This window comes from Streptomyces sp. NPDC030165, from assembly GCF_055573595.1.
In genome coordinates this window covers 216,839-231,918 of record NZ_JBVIBD010000011.1, presented here as the reverse complement: position 1 = coordinate 231,918, position 15,080 = coordinate 216,839, and the positions used below count along the sequence as shown (strand labels likewise).

The window sequence follows — 15,080 nt, the reverse complement described above, 5'->3', positions numbered from 1 at the left end:
TATGACCACGACCACCGCACCCCAGGCACCACCCGAACGGCCCGGGAGGGCACCCGCCTATGACGGGACCTCCCCCTTCCCGTCTCCGGACAAAGGCAACGGCCCCCGTACCGGCGCCCAACGCCTCCAGATGGTCCTGACGGGGACCATCGTGGCGTTTCCCCTGCTGGCCGTGGCCCTGGCCGGATGGGTGCTGTGGGGGCGGCTGCTCGGCCCGGCCGACCTCCTCATCGCCGTCGCCTTCTACCTCGTCACCGGCCTGGGCGTCACCGCCGGATTCCACCGGGGCCTGACGCACCGCAGCTTCACCGCCGCCCGGCCGCTGCGCCTAACCCTGGCGGTGGCCGGCTCGATGAGCTTCCAGGGGGATGTGATCGGCTGGGTCGCCACCCACCGGCGCCACCACGCCTTCACCGACCGTCCCGGCGACCCCCACTCACCGTTCCGCTACGGCACCAGCCTGCGCGGCCAGCTCCGCGGCCTGGCCCACGCCCACATCGGATGGCTCTTCCACCGCGAGACCAGCGTCTCGGCGCCCGCCGAACGCTACGCTCCCGACCTGCTCGCCGACCGCGGGCTGCGCACCGTCTCCCGCGCCTTTCCCGCCCTGTGCGTCCTCAGCCTCGCCCTGCCGTTCGCCGTCGGCTGGGCCGTCGGCGGCACCCTGCACGGCGCCCTGACGGCACTGCTGTGGGCCGGGCTGGTACGCGTCGCCCTGCTCCAGCACGTGACGTGGAGCGTGAACTCGCTGTGCCACATGGTCGGCAGCCGCCCGTTCCGCACCCGCCGCCACGACCGCGCCACCAACCTGTGGCCACTGGCCCTGCTCTCCTTCGGCGAGAGCTGGCACAACCTCCACCACGCCGACCCCACCTGCGCCCGCCACGGCGTCGACCGCGGCCAGCTCGACCCCACCGCCGCCGCCATCCGCCTCTTCGAACGCCTCGGCTGGGCCACCGACGTCCGCTGGCCCACCCCCGCCCGCCTCGACCACTGCCGCAAGTGACCCACGCGGCGCGCGGTGACCGGGCACCGACGTCATCGACCGCTCCGGCCGGATGCGGGTCGGCGCGGGGCGCGACGTCCGGTCCGTCCGTGAAGCAATCTCCGCACAGGGCGCGTCGGCAGTGGTGCCGGAGCGAGGCCCGGCATGCCCGTGGAGAGTCGACCACCGGCACCGCGGGCTCCTCCGCTCTGTCCGGTGCCCGACCGGTGCCCGCCCCGCCGGGCAGCCACCGTAGACGCCGGAGAGGGATGGACGGTTGAACAGCAGGTATCTCTGCACCAGGCATGTACAAGGGTTCCTCGCCGTGGGCGCGGGCCCGGTCGAGCATGTCCTGGCCCCGTTCGGCGCGGGCGGCGATGCACCGGTAGCGCGCGGCCTCGCCGTCGGGACCGGCGGCCAGCGCTGTAACGACACCTGTCCGCCCTCCCGGCCCCAGCCGAGGCGAACGTGGGCTGAGTCGTGCTGGGAACGATGGTTCGAACCGGTCGTATACCGGAGTACGGTGGCAGTACCGGGCGTATCTCGTATGCCGTCATCCCTTTCGGTGTCGCTCTCGGCGAACGGCAAGCCTGGGGGCCCGTCGGCTCCCGAGGACGTGGGACCGATGTATTCGCAATCCTCCATCTACAGCCGCTGCAACAGCCGCTCGGCACCGACCGAAGAGATGCTCTTCGGTCTGACCTGCGTCATCTGCGGCATCGACTACCGGAGCGCACCGACCGCGGACGCCCTGGTGGTCTCCCACAGCGCAGATGGGCCCACGCTGGCCTGCCGGGGCGTGTGTGCCCGGCTGGCCAGCGGGTCCGCCACCGGCCTGGACGAGGCCCCGCTTCCTCTGGCCGAGCGCGTACGCCGGTACGAGGCGCGCGCCCGGAAGCAGGCCGGTCAGCCGCAGGGCGATCAGCGGGGAAGCGCCGCATGAGCCTGATGACTCTGGGCGTACTCTCCTCCCGCCACAAGGAGAACGAGTTCCGCCTTCCGCTGCACCCCCGCCATCTCGACCGCATCGACTCCGATATACGCGAGCGCATCTTCCTGGAGCACGGCTATGGCCTCCGCTTCGGCCTCGACGACGAGGCGCTGCGCCCCTTCGTGGCCGGCCTGCGCTCCCGCGGGCGGCTGATGGCCGACAGCGACGTGCTGCTGCTGCCCAAGCCGATGCACGAAGACGTTTCCGCGATGCGCACAGGCCAGGTGCTGTGGGGATGGCCGCACTGCGTGCAGGACGAGGTGCTGACCCAGCTCGGCATCGACCAGCGGCTGACCGTGATCGCCTGGGAGGCCATGAACCGTTGGACCGCCTCGGGCGACTTCAGCGTGCACGTCTTCCACAAGAACAACGAGCTGGCCGGCTACTGCTCCGTCCTGCACGCGCTGCAGCTCGGCGGTGCGACCGGCAGTTACGGCCGGCGTCTGCGCGCGGTGGTCATCAGCTTCGGTGCGACGGCGCGTGGGGCGGTGACGGGCCTGGGCGCCATGGGCGTGTCCGACGTCACGGTGCTCACCCAGCGCGATGCGGTGGCGGTCGCCTCGCCGATGCCGTCCGTGGTGATGGGCCATTTCCAGGAGCAGCCGGACGATCCGTCCCGCCTCCAGGCCCTGACCCCTGCCGGGCCGGTACCGCTCGCCGAGTACCTGTCCGGGTTCGACATCGTCGTCAACTGCATAAGGCAGGACACCGACGCGCCGCTGACATTCGTCACGGACAAGGAGCTGGACCTGTTCCGGCCGGGGACCTACTTCGTGGACGTGTCGTGCGACGAAGGCATGGGCTTCGAGTGGGCGCACCCGGCCACCTTCGGCGAGCCGATGCCCACCATCGGTGCCGGCTGCCACTACTACGCCGTCGACCACAGCCCGTCGCATCTGTGGGATTCGGCTACGTGGGAGATCAGCGAGGCCGTCCTCCCGTATCTGCGCAGAGTCCTCGAAGGCCCCGGGGCGTGGGAGGCCGACGCCACGATCCGTAAGGCGATCGAGATCCGCGACGGCGTCGTCCAGAACCCGAAGATCCTCTCCTTCCAGCACCGGGCCACCGCCTACCCGCACGACCGGACGCCGTAGGTCCCCGGCTCACGGACCGGGCCGTAGGGCCTGTCGCGGTCACTGGCGTCGTATCAGCCTCGGCGTGACAGGGCCTTGCGGCTGCCCCGGAGCGGGCGGAGCACGAACGCCAAGCCGTGGTCGCCGCCGATGCGGTCCGGCAGGCTCCGGCGTCCCAGGGCTGCGGGCAGCAGCGGACGGCTCGGCATCCGCCCGACGGAAGGTGACGCGGCCATGGGCACCGTCCTCACCGTCGCCGTCATCCTCGTAATGACCGCCCGGGGACGTTCGTGATTTACCGTCTCAGCGCCCAGCGGCCGCAGGAGGGCCGGGCGCGGGGCAGGCCGGCCCACCCAGGAACTGCGCAACACCGCGCGCCGGGCCATCGCGGAGCTGACCCGCCCATGCCGGGGATCGCCGAAGGTGGCGCAGATCGCCGAGCACGCCCGCCTGTCGCGGAAGGACGTGCTGCGCACTCGGGAGGTCATGGAGTGCTACCGCTCCTTGTCGCTGGACGGGGCCAGGGACAGCAGCGGAGCCGGCGATTACACCCTGGGGCAGACCCTGGGCACGGCGCTGGAGCGGTTTTCCCGGGGCGTCTCCGCACCGATCAGCGCTTGAATGCCTTCCTGGCCTTGGCGGCGGCTTGCTTGAGGTTTCCCATCGAGCGGTCCGTCCTGCCTTCTCGTTGCGTTTGCCGGTCGCGGGTGGTCCGGCCGAAGGCCTCCTTGATCCTGCCTTTGGCAGTCTGCGCTGTGTTCCTGATGGCTCGTCCCATGTTCATGGCGGTCCTCATCTTGTGTGGTGGGGTGACTGAAGCCTCGGGGGCCGTGCGTGTGCGCGTTACGGGAGGTGGTCCGCGGCCCCGTCCGGTGGTGAGGTCATGAGCGATCCTGTGGGCGGGGGCCGTTGGTGCAGGCGGTGCCCGCCGTGCCGACGGGGAAGGTCGCCAACAGGGCGGTGAGGTCGTCGATGATGGCGGCTGCATGGGGTGCCGTACTGGTGGCTGCGTGGTGGGTGAGGTGTGCGGCCAGGCTTTCCTCGTCGAACCGGGCGCCGTGGGAGGTGCGCGAGGCGGTGAGGCCGTCGCTGTGGAGCAGAAGTGTTTCGCCCGGGGCCAGGCGCATCGTCCGGGAGACGACCGGGGCCGGTCGAGCGCGCCGAGAAGCATGCCGCCGGGCAACTCCACCGGTTCGGCACGGGGACGCAGCCCCCGGCGGGCCGGACGCAGGTGGTACGCGGGAGAGCGGCCGCCTCCGGCCAGGGTGAGGGTGAACCCGCCGCCGGGGTGGGGGGACCAAGGTGCCGAAGATCAGGGTACACAGGCGGACGTCGGCGGCCGCGTCTGCCAGCAGGGCCGTGTTCAGCGTCTCCAGCACGGTGCGCGGGCCGGGCTCCAGCTGTGTCGTGGAGCGAAGGGTGTGGCGGATCACGGAGGTGAGGGCGGCCGCTTCCGTGCCTCTGCCGCTCACGTCACCGAGGCAGAAGGCCCATCGTCCGGCGCCGAGCCGGTGGCCGTCGGGGGTGATGATCGGTGCGGCGGCGTAGAAGCGGATGCCGCCCGGGCCGGCCACCATCGGGTGTGCGCGGTTCAGAGCATCGTGATGCCTGCCGGGGATGACCAGGGGAGCGTCGGAAAGGATCGCCGAGGCGCTCAGGCCGGCGTCCCGGCCGGTCTGGGTGGCACCCTCCAGTCCGTACGCGGCCTTGAACCAGACCCGGTCGGTGTCCACGATCGTCACCGTCGCCATCGGGACGTCGAAGAGACGTCCGGCCAGCGCGGCGATCCGGTCGAACGCCCCGTCCGGCGGGGTGTCCAGGATGTCGTAACGGCGCACCGCCGCGATACGCCGCGCTTCGCGTTCCCGGCAGTCCTCGGAGGAGGTTCCGGGCTTCCCGTCCTGTTCGGCGTCCGGCATGCGCCCACCTCGCTTCGGGTTACTCGGGACGTTGCGTACGGGCGTCGTGCGCGAGGCCGTGGCGCTCCCCCAGGGGCAGTACCAGTGCCCGCAGGTCCGCGGGGCCGGACGGCCTGCGGACCTGTCCGATGTCCTGCCATCCCCACGCCCGGAAGGCGCTGTGGGCGGCGTGGTCGGCCTGATCCACCAAAGTCGCGCCGAGCGAGGCGTGGTTGTTCGCAAGCAACCGTGTTTGCAGCCGCCGGGCGAGGCCGGGGGCGTGCTCGTGCGGATGGACCACGATCTCCGTGACGGCGAAGGTGTGCCCGGAGGAGGGCAGCTGCTCGACGGACCGCGGGAGACCGTCCTCGAAGCCGATCCACCAAGCCCCGTCGCGTGCGACGGGGAAGCCGAAGGCGCAGCCTGCCAGGGTGGGTGGCTCGGCGACCAGTAGGGGAAAGCCCGGGTGCCGGACAGAGTCTGCGAGGCGGCGAAGAAATTCCTTCGTACGGCGGTACGTCTCGCCGGCCGTCGCGTCCGCAGATTCGGCGTACAGGTCCGCCAGGTCCTCCCGGAGCGCGGCCTGCCGGCGGTTCAGGTGGCGTAGGCGCACCGCCTCCGGGGCGGACCGCCGCTCCTGGCCTGGTCGGCGTCTGGTGCCCGTCACGGTGCGCCTGCCGAAAAGGGAGCGGGCCATGGTGAGGGCGTGCTCCCGCGATGACTCGCCGGAACGCCGCCCAGCAGCAGAGCGGAGTCACTGTGCGAGAGGATGCGTAGCAGAGCGAGCGGCGGATGATGCAGTCGCAGGGTTCCGCCGCTCCGCGTGGTCTGCGCGGCAGCGTGCAGGAAGGCGTTGAGGCCGCTCACGTCGCAGAAGGTGACGGCCGTCAGGTCGACGTCGATGGTGCGCATCCCGCCGTACAGGCACTCCCGCAGGGACGCGCTGACCAAAGGCGCCGTCGCCAGGTCGATCTCACCGGCGAAAGTGATCAGCGCACGGCTTCGCTTGTCGTGCCGGTAGACGTTCAGATCGGGCAGGGACATGGCGCCTCCGGTTCCGGGCGACCGGGCCGGGACGGGAGGCGGCGGTGCGGGCCGAAGTCCCGGCAGGTATGTGCGCTCAGCAGCAACGCGCCGTCGGGGTCTGGAACGTCGACGTCCTGATGCGAGGGTAGCCCCGGGCCCAGCGGTCCGGGAGCGGGGAGAGGCATCAAAACCCGCACGGCCGGGAGGAGTTCGGGTACGACGGTAACGGGGCGGTCGAGGCCGGGAAAGCGGTCGAGGGTACGACAGCGCACAAGCCGCGGGTCCGGCCGGGCCGCGCGCGGAGCCCGACTCGCACCCGCGTGACCCGCCGGGACGTGTGAGGGTTCGCCTCGACGACGCGGACGTCGGCGCGGCTCTTCGGCCCTCGGACACGTTCTGGCACCGAGTGCCCGCTCACGGGTCGTGGCAGGCCCGTAGTTGCTGCCGTGAGAACGGCACGGCAGGCCCGGTCACGGGTCCGCCGCGTCGTGCTGTTCTCCCTGTCAGGACTACCGGCCCTTGAAGGAGCCGGTGGTCCTGCGCCGCGGGCGCAGGCGTCCTCGGCCTCCGTCCCTGTGGTCCCGGCGGGTGTGCACGGCGGGAGGGGCGGCGGTGACCGGCTGCGGCCGGGTGGGGCTGTGGGAGGCGCGGCGGTCGGCAAGGCGGCGGCTGTATCGGTGCAGCGCGATCCGGTCGTTGTGCTGGGCGTTCAGAAGGTGGATCACGAATGCTCCCAGAGCGATCATGGCGAGTATGCCGGTGACGGTGAGGCCGGTGCCCATGGCCGCTCACCTCCCGCCGGCGGTGGAGGCGGGTGCGGCCGTGGCGCCGCCCTCCGCTTCCCCTGTCGCGGTGCGGCCCGGCGGGTCCGCCTCGGCAGGGGCCGCGGGATGACTGGCCGCCTCGGCCGCCATGAGGTCGCTGCCCGTTCGGGCGGTGTGCGGGTCCGCGGCGGTGTCCATGAGCCGTGCGGCGGCGGCCGCGCCGGTCTCCGGAGGGACGATCAGCAGGTCCCAGCGTCCGATGCGGGAGGAGAGCAGCAGGAGCTGATGGGGGTCCTGCTCGTCGGTGAACCAGCCCACCTTGATCACACGGCCGTTGGCGGGGATCGTGCGGGGCACGACGGGCCAGTGCGTCGGGTTGACCGTGACGCGTGTGATGCGGCCCCACCGCGGTTCCAGCTGTTCGGTCAGGGCGGGAAGCTCACGTGCGAGGTCACGCGAGCGTGGCCACCAGGCGCCGTCGAGCAGCCCGGTCTGCGGGCCCGAGGGCTTGAGGGAGAGCCGGACCGGCGGGTGGCCGGAGGGGCTCACGGCCGGCGCGGCCGGCGGGGGGCGTTCGGTGATCACCTTCATGGTGTCGACCCGTCCCCGGACCTGGCGTGCCCGGCCCGGTGCTTGGAACCGAAAGAGATACCGGCAAGGAAGCCGGTCAGGAAATGCTCTCGGTAGCACCAGCCTACTCCTCGGCCGGTGCCGACCACGACTGCCGATGGCGAAAGCCCTGGGCAGAGGGCCTGATCAGGGAAGCGGTGGACGAGAGTAGGCCGGTTGCACCGAGGGCTCTCGTAGGCGGGCGCCGTTGCCCGTGTCGTTCTCGGTGAATGACCACACCGGTGCTCTTCCCGGGCGAAGTGGCGTGATGAGCACGGACACACTCGGTCGTCCGGTGACCGGCAAACGGGCCTTCCGGCCCTGGACGCCGGCGCCGCGGCCGGGGCGGTCACAAGCTGAGTGGGGTTCATGAGGCCGATGTTGTAGACCGTCACGATGTTCTCGGCCAGCGGCTGGGAACGGGACTCCCAAAAGGCGCGAGCGGCCCCCGAAAGGCCACTCGTCGTCGGCCCCACGAAGCCCTCGTGTGCGTCCGGCTCCCTCTCCCGGCGCTCAGAACGAGTCGTCCGCAGGCGCGGGCAGCGTACGCAGGGCCCGGGGCGGCAGATCGCGCATGTGGTGGCCACCCCCGGGTCGTGGGCGATGTCCACCCGGCCGGGCAGCGTGAGCTGGTAGACGTACCAACGTGCCCGTGCGGTCATGGCGGCGTCGGGCGACCACCGTCCGCGCCATCTGCCCATCCGGTCGCCGGATTCGCGAAGGGTGTAGGGCAGGACGCACGGAGGAGCTCGCCCCGGCACTCAACCCGACCTTCGCCGTGGGGACATGCTGTGGGCGAAGCCCTCGCATCCGGTCTGCCGGTCGGCCACGTGCCAGAGTGATCCGGTGCCGTGATCCGGTGCCGTGATCCGGTGCCTTTTCCCCGCTGGAAGGATTTCCCATGCATCAGGAACACCATCGAGGGACTCCGCGCCGGGACGGCCGGCCGACTTTCGTCCTTGTCCACGGCCTGCACAGCAACTCCTACTCCTGGTCGCCGGTCCTTCAGCAACTCGCTCTGCTCGGCCACCGGGCACTGGCCGTCGACCTGCCGGGCCATGGCATGGGCGCTCCCTTCCCGCTCTCCTACCAGGCGCCTCAGGACCTGGAGGCGTTCTCGGCCCAGCCTTCGCCGCTGGCCGATGTGACCTTGGAGGACAACGTCGCCCACGTCGTCGAGGCAGTCCGCCGGGTCGCGCAGTACGGGCCGGTGATCCTGGTGGGGACAAGCGGGGGCGGGGCGACCATCACCGGCGTGGGCAATGCGGTGCCCGACCTGGTCAGCCGGCTCGTGTACGCCTCGGCGTGGTGCTGCGTCGAACTGCCGAGCGTCGCCGGATACCTGCACACCCTGGGGATCAGAGATGTTGCCTCGTCCCTGGTCAACTGGCGCTCGGCCGACCTGGAGTTCCTGCGCGCCGCCAAGGAGAGCCTGATGGCCGACGCGACCGACGAGCAGTTCCGGGCCGTTCTGAATCTTCTCGAACCCGCCGACTCCGTACAGGTCCTCACCGCCGACGCCCGCGGCCGGGCGGACACCTGGGGACGCATCCCCCGCACCTACATCCGCTTCTCCCGGGACCAGGCGATCCCGCTCGCCATGCAGGACCGGATGATCGCCGAGGCCAACGCGCTGACCCCGCACAACCCCTTCCAGGTCCACACCGTGAGCACCTGCCACATGGGCATCCAGCTACGCCCCCGTGAGGTGGCCTGCCTCCTCGACACTCTCGTGTGAGACAGCCATGGGCCGTGCTCGGCCTGCTGTGCGGCCTGTTCTTTACGACCTGCACCCGCTACCTCCAGCGTGGCCTGGGCATGAGCCCGTTTTACACGGCCTGGCCTTCGTGCTGCTTGACGAGTAGTTCCGATTGCGGGGTTCATGGATGCAGGGAGGGTGTCCAACATCGGGTTGTGACGACCGGGTTGGCGCGGGGCGGTGCTGCCGACGTGGGGGCTCGTTGCCGCAAAGTCTGAGCGGATGAAGGACTGGTGCATCGAACTCGCCGGTGCTTCACCAAGGACGAAGCGATCCGTTGGTTCTGCCGACCGGGACTGGGCAAGGGCTTGGAATTGCCGGTTGACGCGTAGGCGACGAGGCCGACGAGCGGCTGCCGATCCCGGGCGTCCCTGCCGGATGCTCCCTGTACCGACGATCCGGGTTGCCGGCATGGCAGTTCGGTCAGGTCCGGGGTTTCTTCAAGGTGACGTTTCCCCCTTTGACCAAGAGCCACACCATCAACAGGAACTCGCCGACGAAGGCGAACATGGCGACCTCGGCCGCATAGCCGGCAGACAGCAGGGTGCCGAAGCTGTCCACCAAGTAGCCGAGTCCTGCGATCACGAGCAGAGCTCCCAGAACCTTCGGGACATAGCCTGACTTGTAAGCAAGGTATCCGAGTGTCAGCAGGTGGAAGGCGAAGAGAATGAGGCCGGCGTCCCAGATGTCGTGGAAGGCGTCAATCTTCATCAGCGCTTCTTCATGCAACCGGCTCACGCTTGACGCCCCAGGGCGCACGCCGCCCCCGACGAGCGAAGGCACTCCGGCCAGTTGGCTCACGGCGACCATGAGCACCGCTGCGTACGCGAGCCTGAACCACGCCGCAAGTGTGGAGAGCCCTTTGTGTGCTTGCGCGAAGAGGGTGAGCAGCGCCCAGGCCACTACGACATCGAGAGCGGCCACCAGCGCCCAAGCGGCGACGCCGTAACGGAACATCGCCTCGGAAGCGTGTATGTCGCGTGCTGTCCTTTCAGCATCGCCTTCAGTGACTAGGTTCTCCACGACGGTGAAATTCGCGAAGGCAGCGAGTGCGGCCATCGCCAGAATTCCGATGCCCGCGACCAGGGCCGCCCCGCGTAGGTCTCGGTTCGTCGGCTCCGAATCTTCCATTTTCCCCTCCCGGTGAATGCCTGGACAGAGTCCGGCTGCGGGCAACAGAAGTCACCCGCGGGGCCCGCCGTGCACCGCTCCCGGACGACTGGCCTTCGTGCGGGAGACCGGGTCGGCGGAACGCCAGCCCCTGAAGATCAACAACAGCGGAAACGCTATTTCGAACAGGCCGCCAGGAACGAGGAACACGATTCCGGTGCCGGCATCGAGATCGACTGCTCCCAGCACATCGGTCAGAACCCCTGCCAGCAGAGCGGCGTAGCCAGCGATCCCGAGCAGCGACAGCCACCGGGCGATCAGCCCGGATTCCACAGCAGGTAGGACAGGACGAGACCGCCGGCACCGGACAGGGCGTAGATGAGCAGGACGTAGTCCTCGAATGGGTGTCGGCTCACCAAAAAATAGGCCCCTACCGCGATGATCGCCGTGCTTTCCATGGCCCGGAAAATGAGGTAGCCCGCCGACAGGTTCTTCCCGTGTGGCTTGAGGACGGGGAACAGAGCGATACCGATCATGGAGACCGCTAAAGCTGTGTACCACTCCAGAAAAACGCCGCCGAACAGCATCCCGCTGCTTGGGTCGGCATCGGAGAAGTAGGCGTGTACGAGGGAACTACCCGCGGCAAAGGTGACCGTAGAAGAGAGGAAGAGTAATCCCACGAAGATGGCGGTTTTCCTGTATGGCATGTGGGTTCTCCTCTGCGGCGCACACGGAAGCCGGGACGACGGATGCCGGTGACCGGCGTCGGCGTACCGGTTTTGATGGGGTTCGCCGCGAAGTACCGGCCCGGTGTCTTCTCCGATGCAGCCTCAGGCCCCGTATGCATCCCGCTGAACCGCTGCCGCGACACCGAGAGTGAGACCCTGCGGAATTTCCGACGGGTGCCGTCGAACGGCGCGTCCTTGTCCCGGTGCCGTTGCCACTCAGCGGGCGGTGGTTCCCGGGCAGGGAGTACGGGCATCGTCGCGACTCCCTGCGGAGGCCGTTGCGGCGCCGGCCCGGCGGGCCGGATTCTTGAGAGCTTCCTCCCACCCATGCCCACCCACCAGGGTCTGTGCGCACCTCTTCCGGACAGCGGAGAACCCAAAGACCTCACCCCGGTGCTGTCGCCCTGCCCGCACAGCCATGGCGGGCCCCGCCCCCCCCGCGTCTCGTGGGCAGGAGGAGTACGCCGATCAGCGGACCCGGCTCCGTCGGGGTGCGGTGCCTGACGCGCCGTCCGGCATGGCGCCTGGGGCCGGAGAGTGCTCTGAGCCGGAACGTGCCAACGGCGACGAGTTGCGGAGCGCGGGATGCAACTGGCCGGGGCTTCGGCCGTGTCGTTGCAGACGTAAGTGCCGCCACGGGGGCCAGCCAAGTCGGCGGGGCACCAGGTGGTACACCGGGCACGACTTCGAGGAGGGCACACGATGCAACGCTGGGGACACATCCGGATGGCGGGGGCCGCGGTGGCACTGGCGGCTGGGGGCCTCATGGCCACAGCCACCGGGGCGGCAGCAGCTCCGGCCCAAGCCAAGGCCGCCTACAACAAGGCATGCGGCGCCGGCTACAAGGTCGTGAACCAGGCCAACATAGGGAAGGTCGGCACGTCCTACCTGACCTACAACGCCGCGACGGGGAAGAACTGCGCTGTGACCATCCGGAACACCGCCGGTCCTGCTGTCTACATGTACGTCTGGGTCCAGCGGGATGACACCAGAGACTACGCTGACGACGGAGGCTATTACCGTTCGTACGCGGGTCCGGTCTACCTCGACGCCAAAGGCTACTGCGTCTCCTGGGGTGGAGTGATCGCGGGTGAGTCGGCCGGCAAGAGCGGCACCAACTGTGGCCGTATCGCTCGGTGAGATGCACCCCAACCGGACTTCCCCACCGGCTCGGCAGCACCGGCGGGATTGCCCAGATTCTCCCAAGCGGTGCCCCTGCGGTGGGGGACAAGGGGGAGAGGTCGTCACGGCATCAGGTGTGACCGATACCCCGTCCGGAGCAGGTTCAGTAACAGTTCGCACGAAGTCTCCCGGGAGCGGTCAGGTCAAGCAGTCGCGCCGGGGCAGTGGGACGCGGTTGCATAGCACCGTTTCGGGCGGGGTCTGACTCATGACACCTCTGACCGAAGTGTCATGTCGCGGACGTGTCAGCTGCCGTTGCGAGATGGCGTCTGCTGTCACCGGACCACAGGGCGTGTCCCCATAGGGGCCTTGCCGTCTTCCAGGCGCCATCACGGTTCGAACCGCCCGGCCGGGCGGGTGCCGGCCACCCAGCACATCACCACGCGGGAGGCGGACCAGCATGACGACCGGACCGCGCGGCACCTCTTCTACCAGCACTGGCCCGCCCGCTCGGGGCGAGGTCGCCCTGGGGGCGGACACGCACGGCGCGGGCTTGTCCCGCTACCTGCTGGCGCAGCATGACGCGGTGTTCGAGGTGAACCGGCCCGACCGCTCGGCCCCGCCGTCTGCTCGGAAAGTCGGATCCGAACGATGCACAGGCTGCTGCGCGGGCCGCAGCCCCATCGAGTACTTCTCGGGCAGCCGAAGATCGCGGCGACTCCACCGCGGCGGCGACCGGCAGGCGAACGCCGCGCTGCACCGCATCGTGTTCACCCGGCTGCGCCACGACCCGCGCACCCAGACGTACTACGAACGCCGTACCCGGGAGGGCGAGATCCGTCGTGAAATCATCCGGATGCCTCAAGCGATATGCCGCCCGCGAGGTCCCAACCTGGTCAGGGCGGTCTCTACCGACCCCCTGTCATAGGGGCGTGTGATCACTCGTGACATGTGAGGGCCCTGCCGGCTTGCTCCGACGGGGGCCTGCGTAGACGGGGCCGGTTACGACGACACCCCGTCGGCTTGCTCCGGCGGGGTGTCGTCGTGCGGTTGGTCACGACGGTTCGGGGCTTGCACCGGAGGCTCTGCTGTACTCCGGCTCGCCGCTCTCGAGTACCCGGAGGAGCGAGGCGGTGGCGACGCGGGCGGTGCGGCCTATCGACAGCACGCGGCAGGGGAATTCCCCGCTGCGAACGGGGTCGTAGCTCTTCGACCTCGACAAGCCGAACGCCTGGGCAGCGTCCTCAACGCTCGCGGTTCCGCTCCAGGTGGCTCGGATGTGCTCGGGACTGAACGGGCCCATTCGCTAGTGTGCGTCATGTGCATTGTGGGCGTTTCGGGCGATATCTTGACGCTCTCCGATGCGCCTTGGCGCCTATCATGATGGGGCGTCAGGCGCCTTGTCGGGCAGGTCAGACTCTGTCAAGGCGACGAGCATCGAGTGGGGCGCCGAGGGCAGGCGACGCTGAGCGCAGACCTACTGAGTCCTGCTGGTCAGATGTCCGGGAAGAGACCAGGCGGCGCCCATGAACCGGCCCCGTTGCGGGCGAAGGTCCTGGAACCTGGACGGCGAGTGGCTGGCGCTGGCCGATGCCTTGCGGGATCGTGGGTTCCTGATGAACGATGACGACTCTGCGTACGCTGGTGCCGGTGAGTCGATGGTGCCCGCCAAGCCTCGGACGCCCTACAGTGACCGGCCCGTCGCACGGGCCCGGCGGGCGAAGGCACAGGAGCTGATCGAGCGGCTCGTCGCCGAGGGGCGCGTCCGGATTGCAGATCTCGATGACGGCGAGGTCGTGGAGTGGCGGCGCGTCGTCAACTACGCGAAGCGGCATGGCCTCGAACCGGTGGGCAAACGTATCGAAAGGGTTCCGTACGGCGGGCCGGGACTGGAGCTCTTCCTCGCGGAGGGCCCGCATCCCAACGCGCGGAGTCAGCGGCCGAAGGAGGGCGGGGGTCTGATTCCTGTCCCCGCGCGACTGGGCACCTGCATCCGATGGTGGCCGCCCTCAAGGACGACGAGAGTCGGCTGGTGATGCCGTCTGCGCTGCGCCGCAGATCGCTCCTGTTGCTGCAGGGACTGGCGGCTGAGGCGGTACGGCGAGGGTACGAGGTGCGGAAGGCCGGGCCGTCTCTCTTCCCGCGCGAGGGCGGAGTGGACGTCGCTCTCGACGGCTTCGCCTATACCGTCACCGCCAGGCAGGAGTTCCCAGAGTCCACAGACCCGGGGCGCTCTGCTCGTCTCGTCGTAGAGCTGGCCCATGGCCGGGCCGGTCGGCCCGGTCGCTGACGGGATCGGAAGAGCCGGATGCTCGAAGAAGCCCTGGGCGTGATCCTCGGAGAGATCGAGGCACGGGCGGTGGAGGACACTCAGCGCAGGCAGGGTGAGCAGCAGGCCAGGGCAGAACGGGAAGTTCGGTGGCAAGCGGCCATGGACGTGGCGAAGGAACGAGCTGTTGGTAGTCAACTGGCTGAGGTGCTTCGCGAAGAGGCCGGGCGCTGGCAAGAGGCCGCTGTCCTCAGCGCGTATTGCACGGCATTGGAACGTCGTATCGGCGAGCAGGACGGTGCTATGGGTGAGTCGGCGCTGGACTCGGCCCGACGGTGGTTGAAGTGGGCAAGGGAGTACATGGGGTCGATCGACCCCTTGACCCGGCTTCCAGGAATGCCGCACACACGTGAACCCACGCCGGAGGAGCTCAAGCCGTACCTCGAGGGATGGAGCCCCTCCGGATCGGAACGGCGCCACGGACGATGACGTGAGCGGCCGGCCAGAGCTGCGGCTGGGACAACTGGTGGCGGGCGGTGCCCGACAGCCGTCCTCGGCGATCAGGAAGCCGCGCAGGTCGGAGAGCTTCCGGAGCGTGCCGTCCCCCGTCAACGACCAGAAGGTCCACCCGTCCACCTGATCATCGCCGGTCGCCATCCGCGCCGCGGACGTGGGCGTGGTCAAGGGCCGCTGGAAGCAGACTATGCTGCCGTCGGCCAGCAGGGTCGCCCTGGCCAGGCCCCGCT

General features: G+C 69.6%; 21 protein-coding genes. 10 read left to right on the top strand and 11 right to left on the bottom strand.

Translation table 11 applies throughout. The annotated features are described in order from the left end of the window. The first annotated feature begins 1 nt into the window (after position 1). The 3 genes from ACZ4Z1_RS22510 (at position 2) to ACZ4Z1_RS22500 (ending at position 3,070) form a co-directional block, all read left to right on the top strand. Entirely contained in the window at positions 2-1,006 is a 1,005-nt protein-coding gene (locus tag ACZ4Z1_RS22510) for an acyl-CoA desaturase (RefSeq protein WP_468488379.1), read from the top strand. A 604-nt stretch (positions 1,007-1,610) separates the two neighbouring features. Further along, positions 1,611-1,928 carry a hypothetical protein gene (locus ACZ4Z1_RS22505; RefSeq protein WP_468488378.1) on the top strand — a complete coding sequence of 106 codons (318 nt, stop codon included), beginning with the start codon at positions 1,611-1,613 and terminating at the stop codon, positions 1,926-1,928. After that, on the top strand, positions 1,925-3,070 hold the full coding sequence (locus ACZ4Z1_RS22500; RefSeq protein ID WP_468488377.1) for a N(5)-(carboxyethyl)ornithine synthase: 1,146 nt from the start codon (positions 1,925-1,927) through the stop codon (positions 3,068-3,070). Before ACZ4Z1_RS22505 ends, ACZ4Z1_RS22500 begins: the two co-directional genes overlap by 4 nt. Before the next feature lie 53 nt (positions 3,071-3,123). Here ACZ4Z1_RS22500 and ACZ4Z1_RS22495 read toward each other — a convergent pair whose 3' ends face one another. Beyond that, the gene (locus ACZ4Z1_RS22495; RefSeq protein WP_468488376.1) at positions 3,124-3,285 is read right to left on the bottom strand and encodes a hypothetical protein; all 162 of its coding nucleotides are present in this window, start codon (positions 3,283-3,285) and stop codon (positions 3,124-3,126) included. 124 nt (positions 3,286-3,409) lie between these two features. On the opposite strand from ACZ4Z1_RS22495, the gene ACZ4Z1_RS22490 reads away from it, so the two are divergent. Further along, a complete protein-coding gene (locus ACZ4Z1_RS22490) occupies positions 3,410-3,670 on the top strand; it encodes a sigma-70 domain-containing protein (protein ID WP_468488449.1) in 261 nt (86 codons plus the stop codon). Here ACZ4Z1_RS22490 and ACZ4Z1_RS22485 read toward each other — a convergent pair. The 6 genes from ACZ4Z1_RS22485 to ACZ4Z1_RS22460 all read right to left on the bottom strand — a co-directional run bounded on the left by ACZ4Z1_RS22485 (position 3,660) and on the right by ACZ4Z1_RS22460 (position 7,328). Then, positions 3,660-3,833 carry a CsbD family protein gene (locus ACZ4Z1_RS22485; protein WP_468488375.1) on the bottom strand — a complete coding sequence of 58 codons (174 nt, stop codon included), beginning with the start codon at positions 3,831-3,833 and terminating at the stop codon, positions 3,660-3,662. The genes ACZ4Z1_RS22490 and ACZ4Z1_RS22485 overlap by 11 nt on opposite strands. Before the next feature lie 97 nt (positions 3,834-3,930). Further along, positions 3,931-4,968 (bottom strand): GAF domain-containing SpoIIE family protein phosphatase, encoded by a 1,038-nt coding sequence (locus ACZ4Z1_RS22480; RefSeq protein WP_468488374.1) that lies wholly within the window; start codon positions 4,966-4,968, stop codon positions 3,931-3,933. 19 nt (positions 4,969-4,987) lie between these two features. After that, entirely contained in the window at positions 4,988-5,614 is a 627-nt protein-coding gene (locus ACZ4Z1_RS22475) for a hypothetical protein (protein ID WP_468488373.1), read from the bottom strand. Beyond that, positions 5,611-5,991 (bottom strand): STAS domain-containing protein, encoded by a 381-nt coding sequence (locus ACZ4Z1_RS22470; RefSeq protein WP_468488372.1) that lies wholly within the window; start codon positions 5,989-5,991, stop codon positions 5,611-5,613. Before ACZ4Z1_RS22470 ends, ACZ4Z1_RS22475 begins: the two co-directional genes overlap by 4 nt. Before the next feature lie 491 nt (positions 5,992-6,482). Further along, entirely contained in the window at positions 6,483-6,755 is a 273-nt protein-coding gene (locus ACZ4Z1_RS22465) for a hypothetical protein (protein ID WP_468488371.1), read from the bottom strand. A 6-nt stretch (positions 6,756-6,761) separates the two neighbouring features. Continuing rightward, positions 6,762-7,328, bottom strand: a complete 567-nt coding sequence (locus tag ACZ4Z1_RS22460; protein WP_468488370.1) for a DUF5994 family protein — start codon at positions 7,326-7,328, stop codon at positions 6,762-6,764. Between the two features lie 919 nt (positions 7,329-8,247). Between ACZ4Z1_RS22460 and ACZ4Z1_RS22455 the strand changes: the two genes are divergently transcribed. After that, a complete protein-coding gene (locus ACZ4Z1_RS22455) occupies positions 8,248-9,084 on the top strand; it encodes an alpha/beta hydrolase (RefSeq protein WP_468488369.1) in 837 nt (278 codons plus the stop codon). A 444-nt stretch (positions 9,085-9,528) separates the two neighbouring features. Here ACZ4Z1_RS22455 and ACZ4Z1_RS22450 read toward each other — a convergent pair whose 3' ends face one another. Genes ACZ4Z1_RS22450 through ACZ4Z1_RS22440 form a run of 3 tightly spaced genes read right to left on the bottom strand, consistent with a single transcriptional unit; the run spans position 9,529 to position 10,922 of the window. Next, positions 9,529-10,236 carry a DUF4386 domain-containing protein gene (locus ACZ4Z1_RS22450; RefSeq protein ID WP_468488368.1) on the bottom strand — a complete coding sequence of 236 codons (708 nt, stop codon included), beginning with the start codon at positions 10,234-10,236 and terminating at the stop codon, positions 9,529-9,531. A 51-nt stretch (positions 10,237-10,287) separates the two neighbouring features. Beyond that, complete coding sequence (locus ACZ4Z1_RS22445; protein WP_468488367.1) at positions 10,288-10,548, bottom strand: hypothetical protein; 261 nt, start codon at positions 10,546-10,548, stop codon at positions 10,288-10,290. Beyond that, positions 10,533-10,922: a DUF4386 family protein gene (locus tag ACZ4Z1_RS22440; protein WP_468488366.1), complete on the bottom strand. Its 390-nt coding sequence runs from the start codon at positions 10,920-10,922 to the stop codon at positions 10,533-10,535. Before ACZ4Z1_RS22440 ends, ACZ4Z1_RS22445 begins: the two co-directional genes overlap by 16 nt. A 741-nt stretch (positions 10,923-11,663) precedes the next feature. On the opposite strand from ACZ4Z1_RS22440, the gene ACZ4Z1_RS22435 reads away from it, so the two are divergent. Continuing rightward, the gene (locus ACZ4Z1_RS22435) at positions 11,664-12,083 is read left to right on the top strand and encodes a spore-associated protein A (protein WP_468488448.1); all 420 of its coding nucleotides are present in this window, start codon (positions 11,664-11,666) and stop codon (positions 12,081-12,083) included. Between the two features lie 442 nt (positions 12,084-12,525). After that, entirely contained in the window at positions 12,526-12,993 is a 468-nt protein-coding gene (locus ACZ4Z1_RS22430; protein WP_468488365.1) for a transposase, read from the top strand. A gap of 126 nt (positions 12,994-13,119) precedes the next feature. On the opposite strand, the gene ACZ4Z1_RS22425 is transcribed toward ACZ4Z1_RS22430, so the two are convergent. Beyond that, on the bottom strand, positions 13,120-13,368 hold the full coding sequence (locus ACZ4Z1_RS22425) for a helix-turn-helix domain-containing protein (RefSeq protein ID WP_468488364.1): 249 nt from the start codon (positions 13,366-13,368) through the stop codon (positions 13,120-13,122). A 223-nt stretch (positions 13,369-13,591) separates the two neighbouring features. Here ACZ4Z1_RS22425 and ACZ4Z1_RS22420 point away from each other — a divergent pair, with 223 nt between their 5' ends. The 3 genes from ACZ4Z1_RS22420 (at position 13,592) to ACZ4Z1_RS22410 (ending at position 14,974) form a co-directional block, all read left to right on the top strand. After that, positions 13,592-14,101: a hypothetical protein gene (locus ACZ4Z1_RS22420; protein ID WP_468488363.1), complete on the top strand. Its 510-nt coding sequence runs from the start codon at positions 13,592-13,594 to the stop codon at positions 14,099-14,101. A 272-nt stretch (positions 14,102-14,373) separates the two neighbouring features. Next, positions 14,374-14,823 (top strand): hypothetical protein, encoded by a 450-nt coding sequence (locus tag ACZ4Z1_RS22415; RefSeq protein WP_468488362.1) that lies wholly within the window; start codon positions 14,374-14,376, stop codon positions 14,821-14,823. 1 nt (position 14,824) lies between these two features. Continuing rightward, positions 14,825-14,974 (top strand): hypothetical protein, encoded by a 150-nt coding sequence (locus ACZ4Z1_RS22410; protein ID WP_468488361.1) that lies wholly within the window; start codon positions 14,825-14,827, stop codon positions 14,972-14,974. The last annotated feature ends 106 nt before the right edge of the window (positions 14,975-15,080 follow it).

Bases quoted from the DNA above. Each gene is read 5' to 3' on its own strand.
- ACZ4Z1_RS22510 (WP_468488379.1), top strand. From the start codon at position 2: ATGACCACGACCACCGCACCCCAGGCACCACCCGAACGGCCCGGGAGG.
- ACZ4Z1_RS22440 (WP_468488366.1), bottom strand. From the start codon at position 10,922: ATGCCATACAGGAAAACCGCCATCTTCGTGGGATTACTCTTCCTCTCT.
- ACZ4Z1_RS22430 (WP_468488365.1), top strand. From the start codon at position 12,526: ATGACGACCGGACCGCGCGGCACCTCTTCTACCAGCACTGGCCCGCCC.
- ACZ4Z1_RS22480 (WP_468488374.1), bottom strand. From the start codon at position 4,968: ATGCCGGACGCCGAACAGGACGGGAAGCCCGGAACCTCCTCCGAGGAC.
- ACZ4Z1_RS22455 (WP_468488369.1), top strand. From the start codon at position 8,248: ATGCATCAGGAACACCATCGAGGGACTCCGCGCCGGGACGGCCGGCCG.
- ACZ4Z1_RS22460 (WP_468488370.1), bottom strand. From the start codon at position 7,328: ATGAAGGTGATCACCGAACGCCCCCCGCCGGCCGCGCCGGCCGTGAGC.
- ACZ4Z1_RS22470 (WP_468488372.1), bottom strand. From the start codon at position 5,991: ATGTCCCTGCCCGATCTGAACGTCTACCGGCACGACAAGCGAAGCCGT.
- ACZ4Z1_RS22500 (WP_468488377.1), top strand. From the start codon at position 1,925: ATGAGCCTGATGACTCTGGGCGTACTCTCCTCCCGCCACAAGGAGAAC.
- ACZ4Z1_RS22415 (WP_468488362.1), top strand. From the start codon at position 14,374: ATGCTCGAAGAAGCCCTGGGCGTGATCCTCGGAGAGATCGAGGCACGG.
- ACZ4Z1_RS22465 (WP_468488371.1), bottom strand. From the start codon at position 6,755: ATGGGCACCGGCCTCACCGTCACCGGCATACTCGCCATGATCGCTCTG.
- ACZ4Z1_RS22420 (WP_468488363.1), top strand. From the start codon at position 13,592: ATGAACCGGCCCCGTTGCGGGCGAAGGTCCTGGAACCTGGACGGCGAG.
- ACZ4Z1_RS22495 (WP_468488376.1), bottom strand. From the start codon at position 3,285: ATGGCCGCGTCACCTTCCGTCGGGCGGATGCCGAGCCGTCCGCTGCTG.
- ACZ4Z1_RS22425 (WP_468488364.1), bottom strand. From the start codon at position 13,368: ATGGGCCCGTTCAGTCCCGAGCACATCCGAGCCACCTGGAGCGGAACC.
- ACZ4Z1_RS22450 (WP_468488368.1), bottom strand. From the start codon at position 10,236: ATGGAAGATTCGGAGCCGACGAACCGAGACCTACGCGGGGCGGCCCTG.
- ACZ4Z1_RS22505 (WP_468488378.1), top strand. From the start codon at position 1,611: ATGTATTCGCAATCCTCCATCTACAGCCGCTGCAACAGCCGCTCGGCA.
- ACZ4Z1_RS22485 (WP_468488375.1), bottom strand. From the start codon at position 3,833: ATGAACATGGGACGAGCCATCAGGAACACAGCGCAGACTGCCAAAGGC.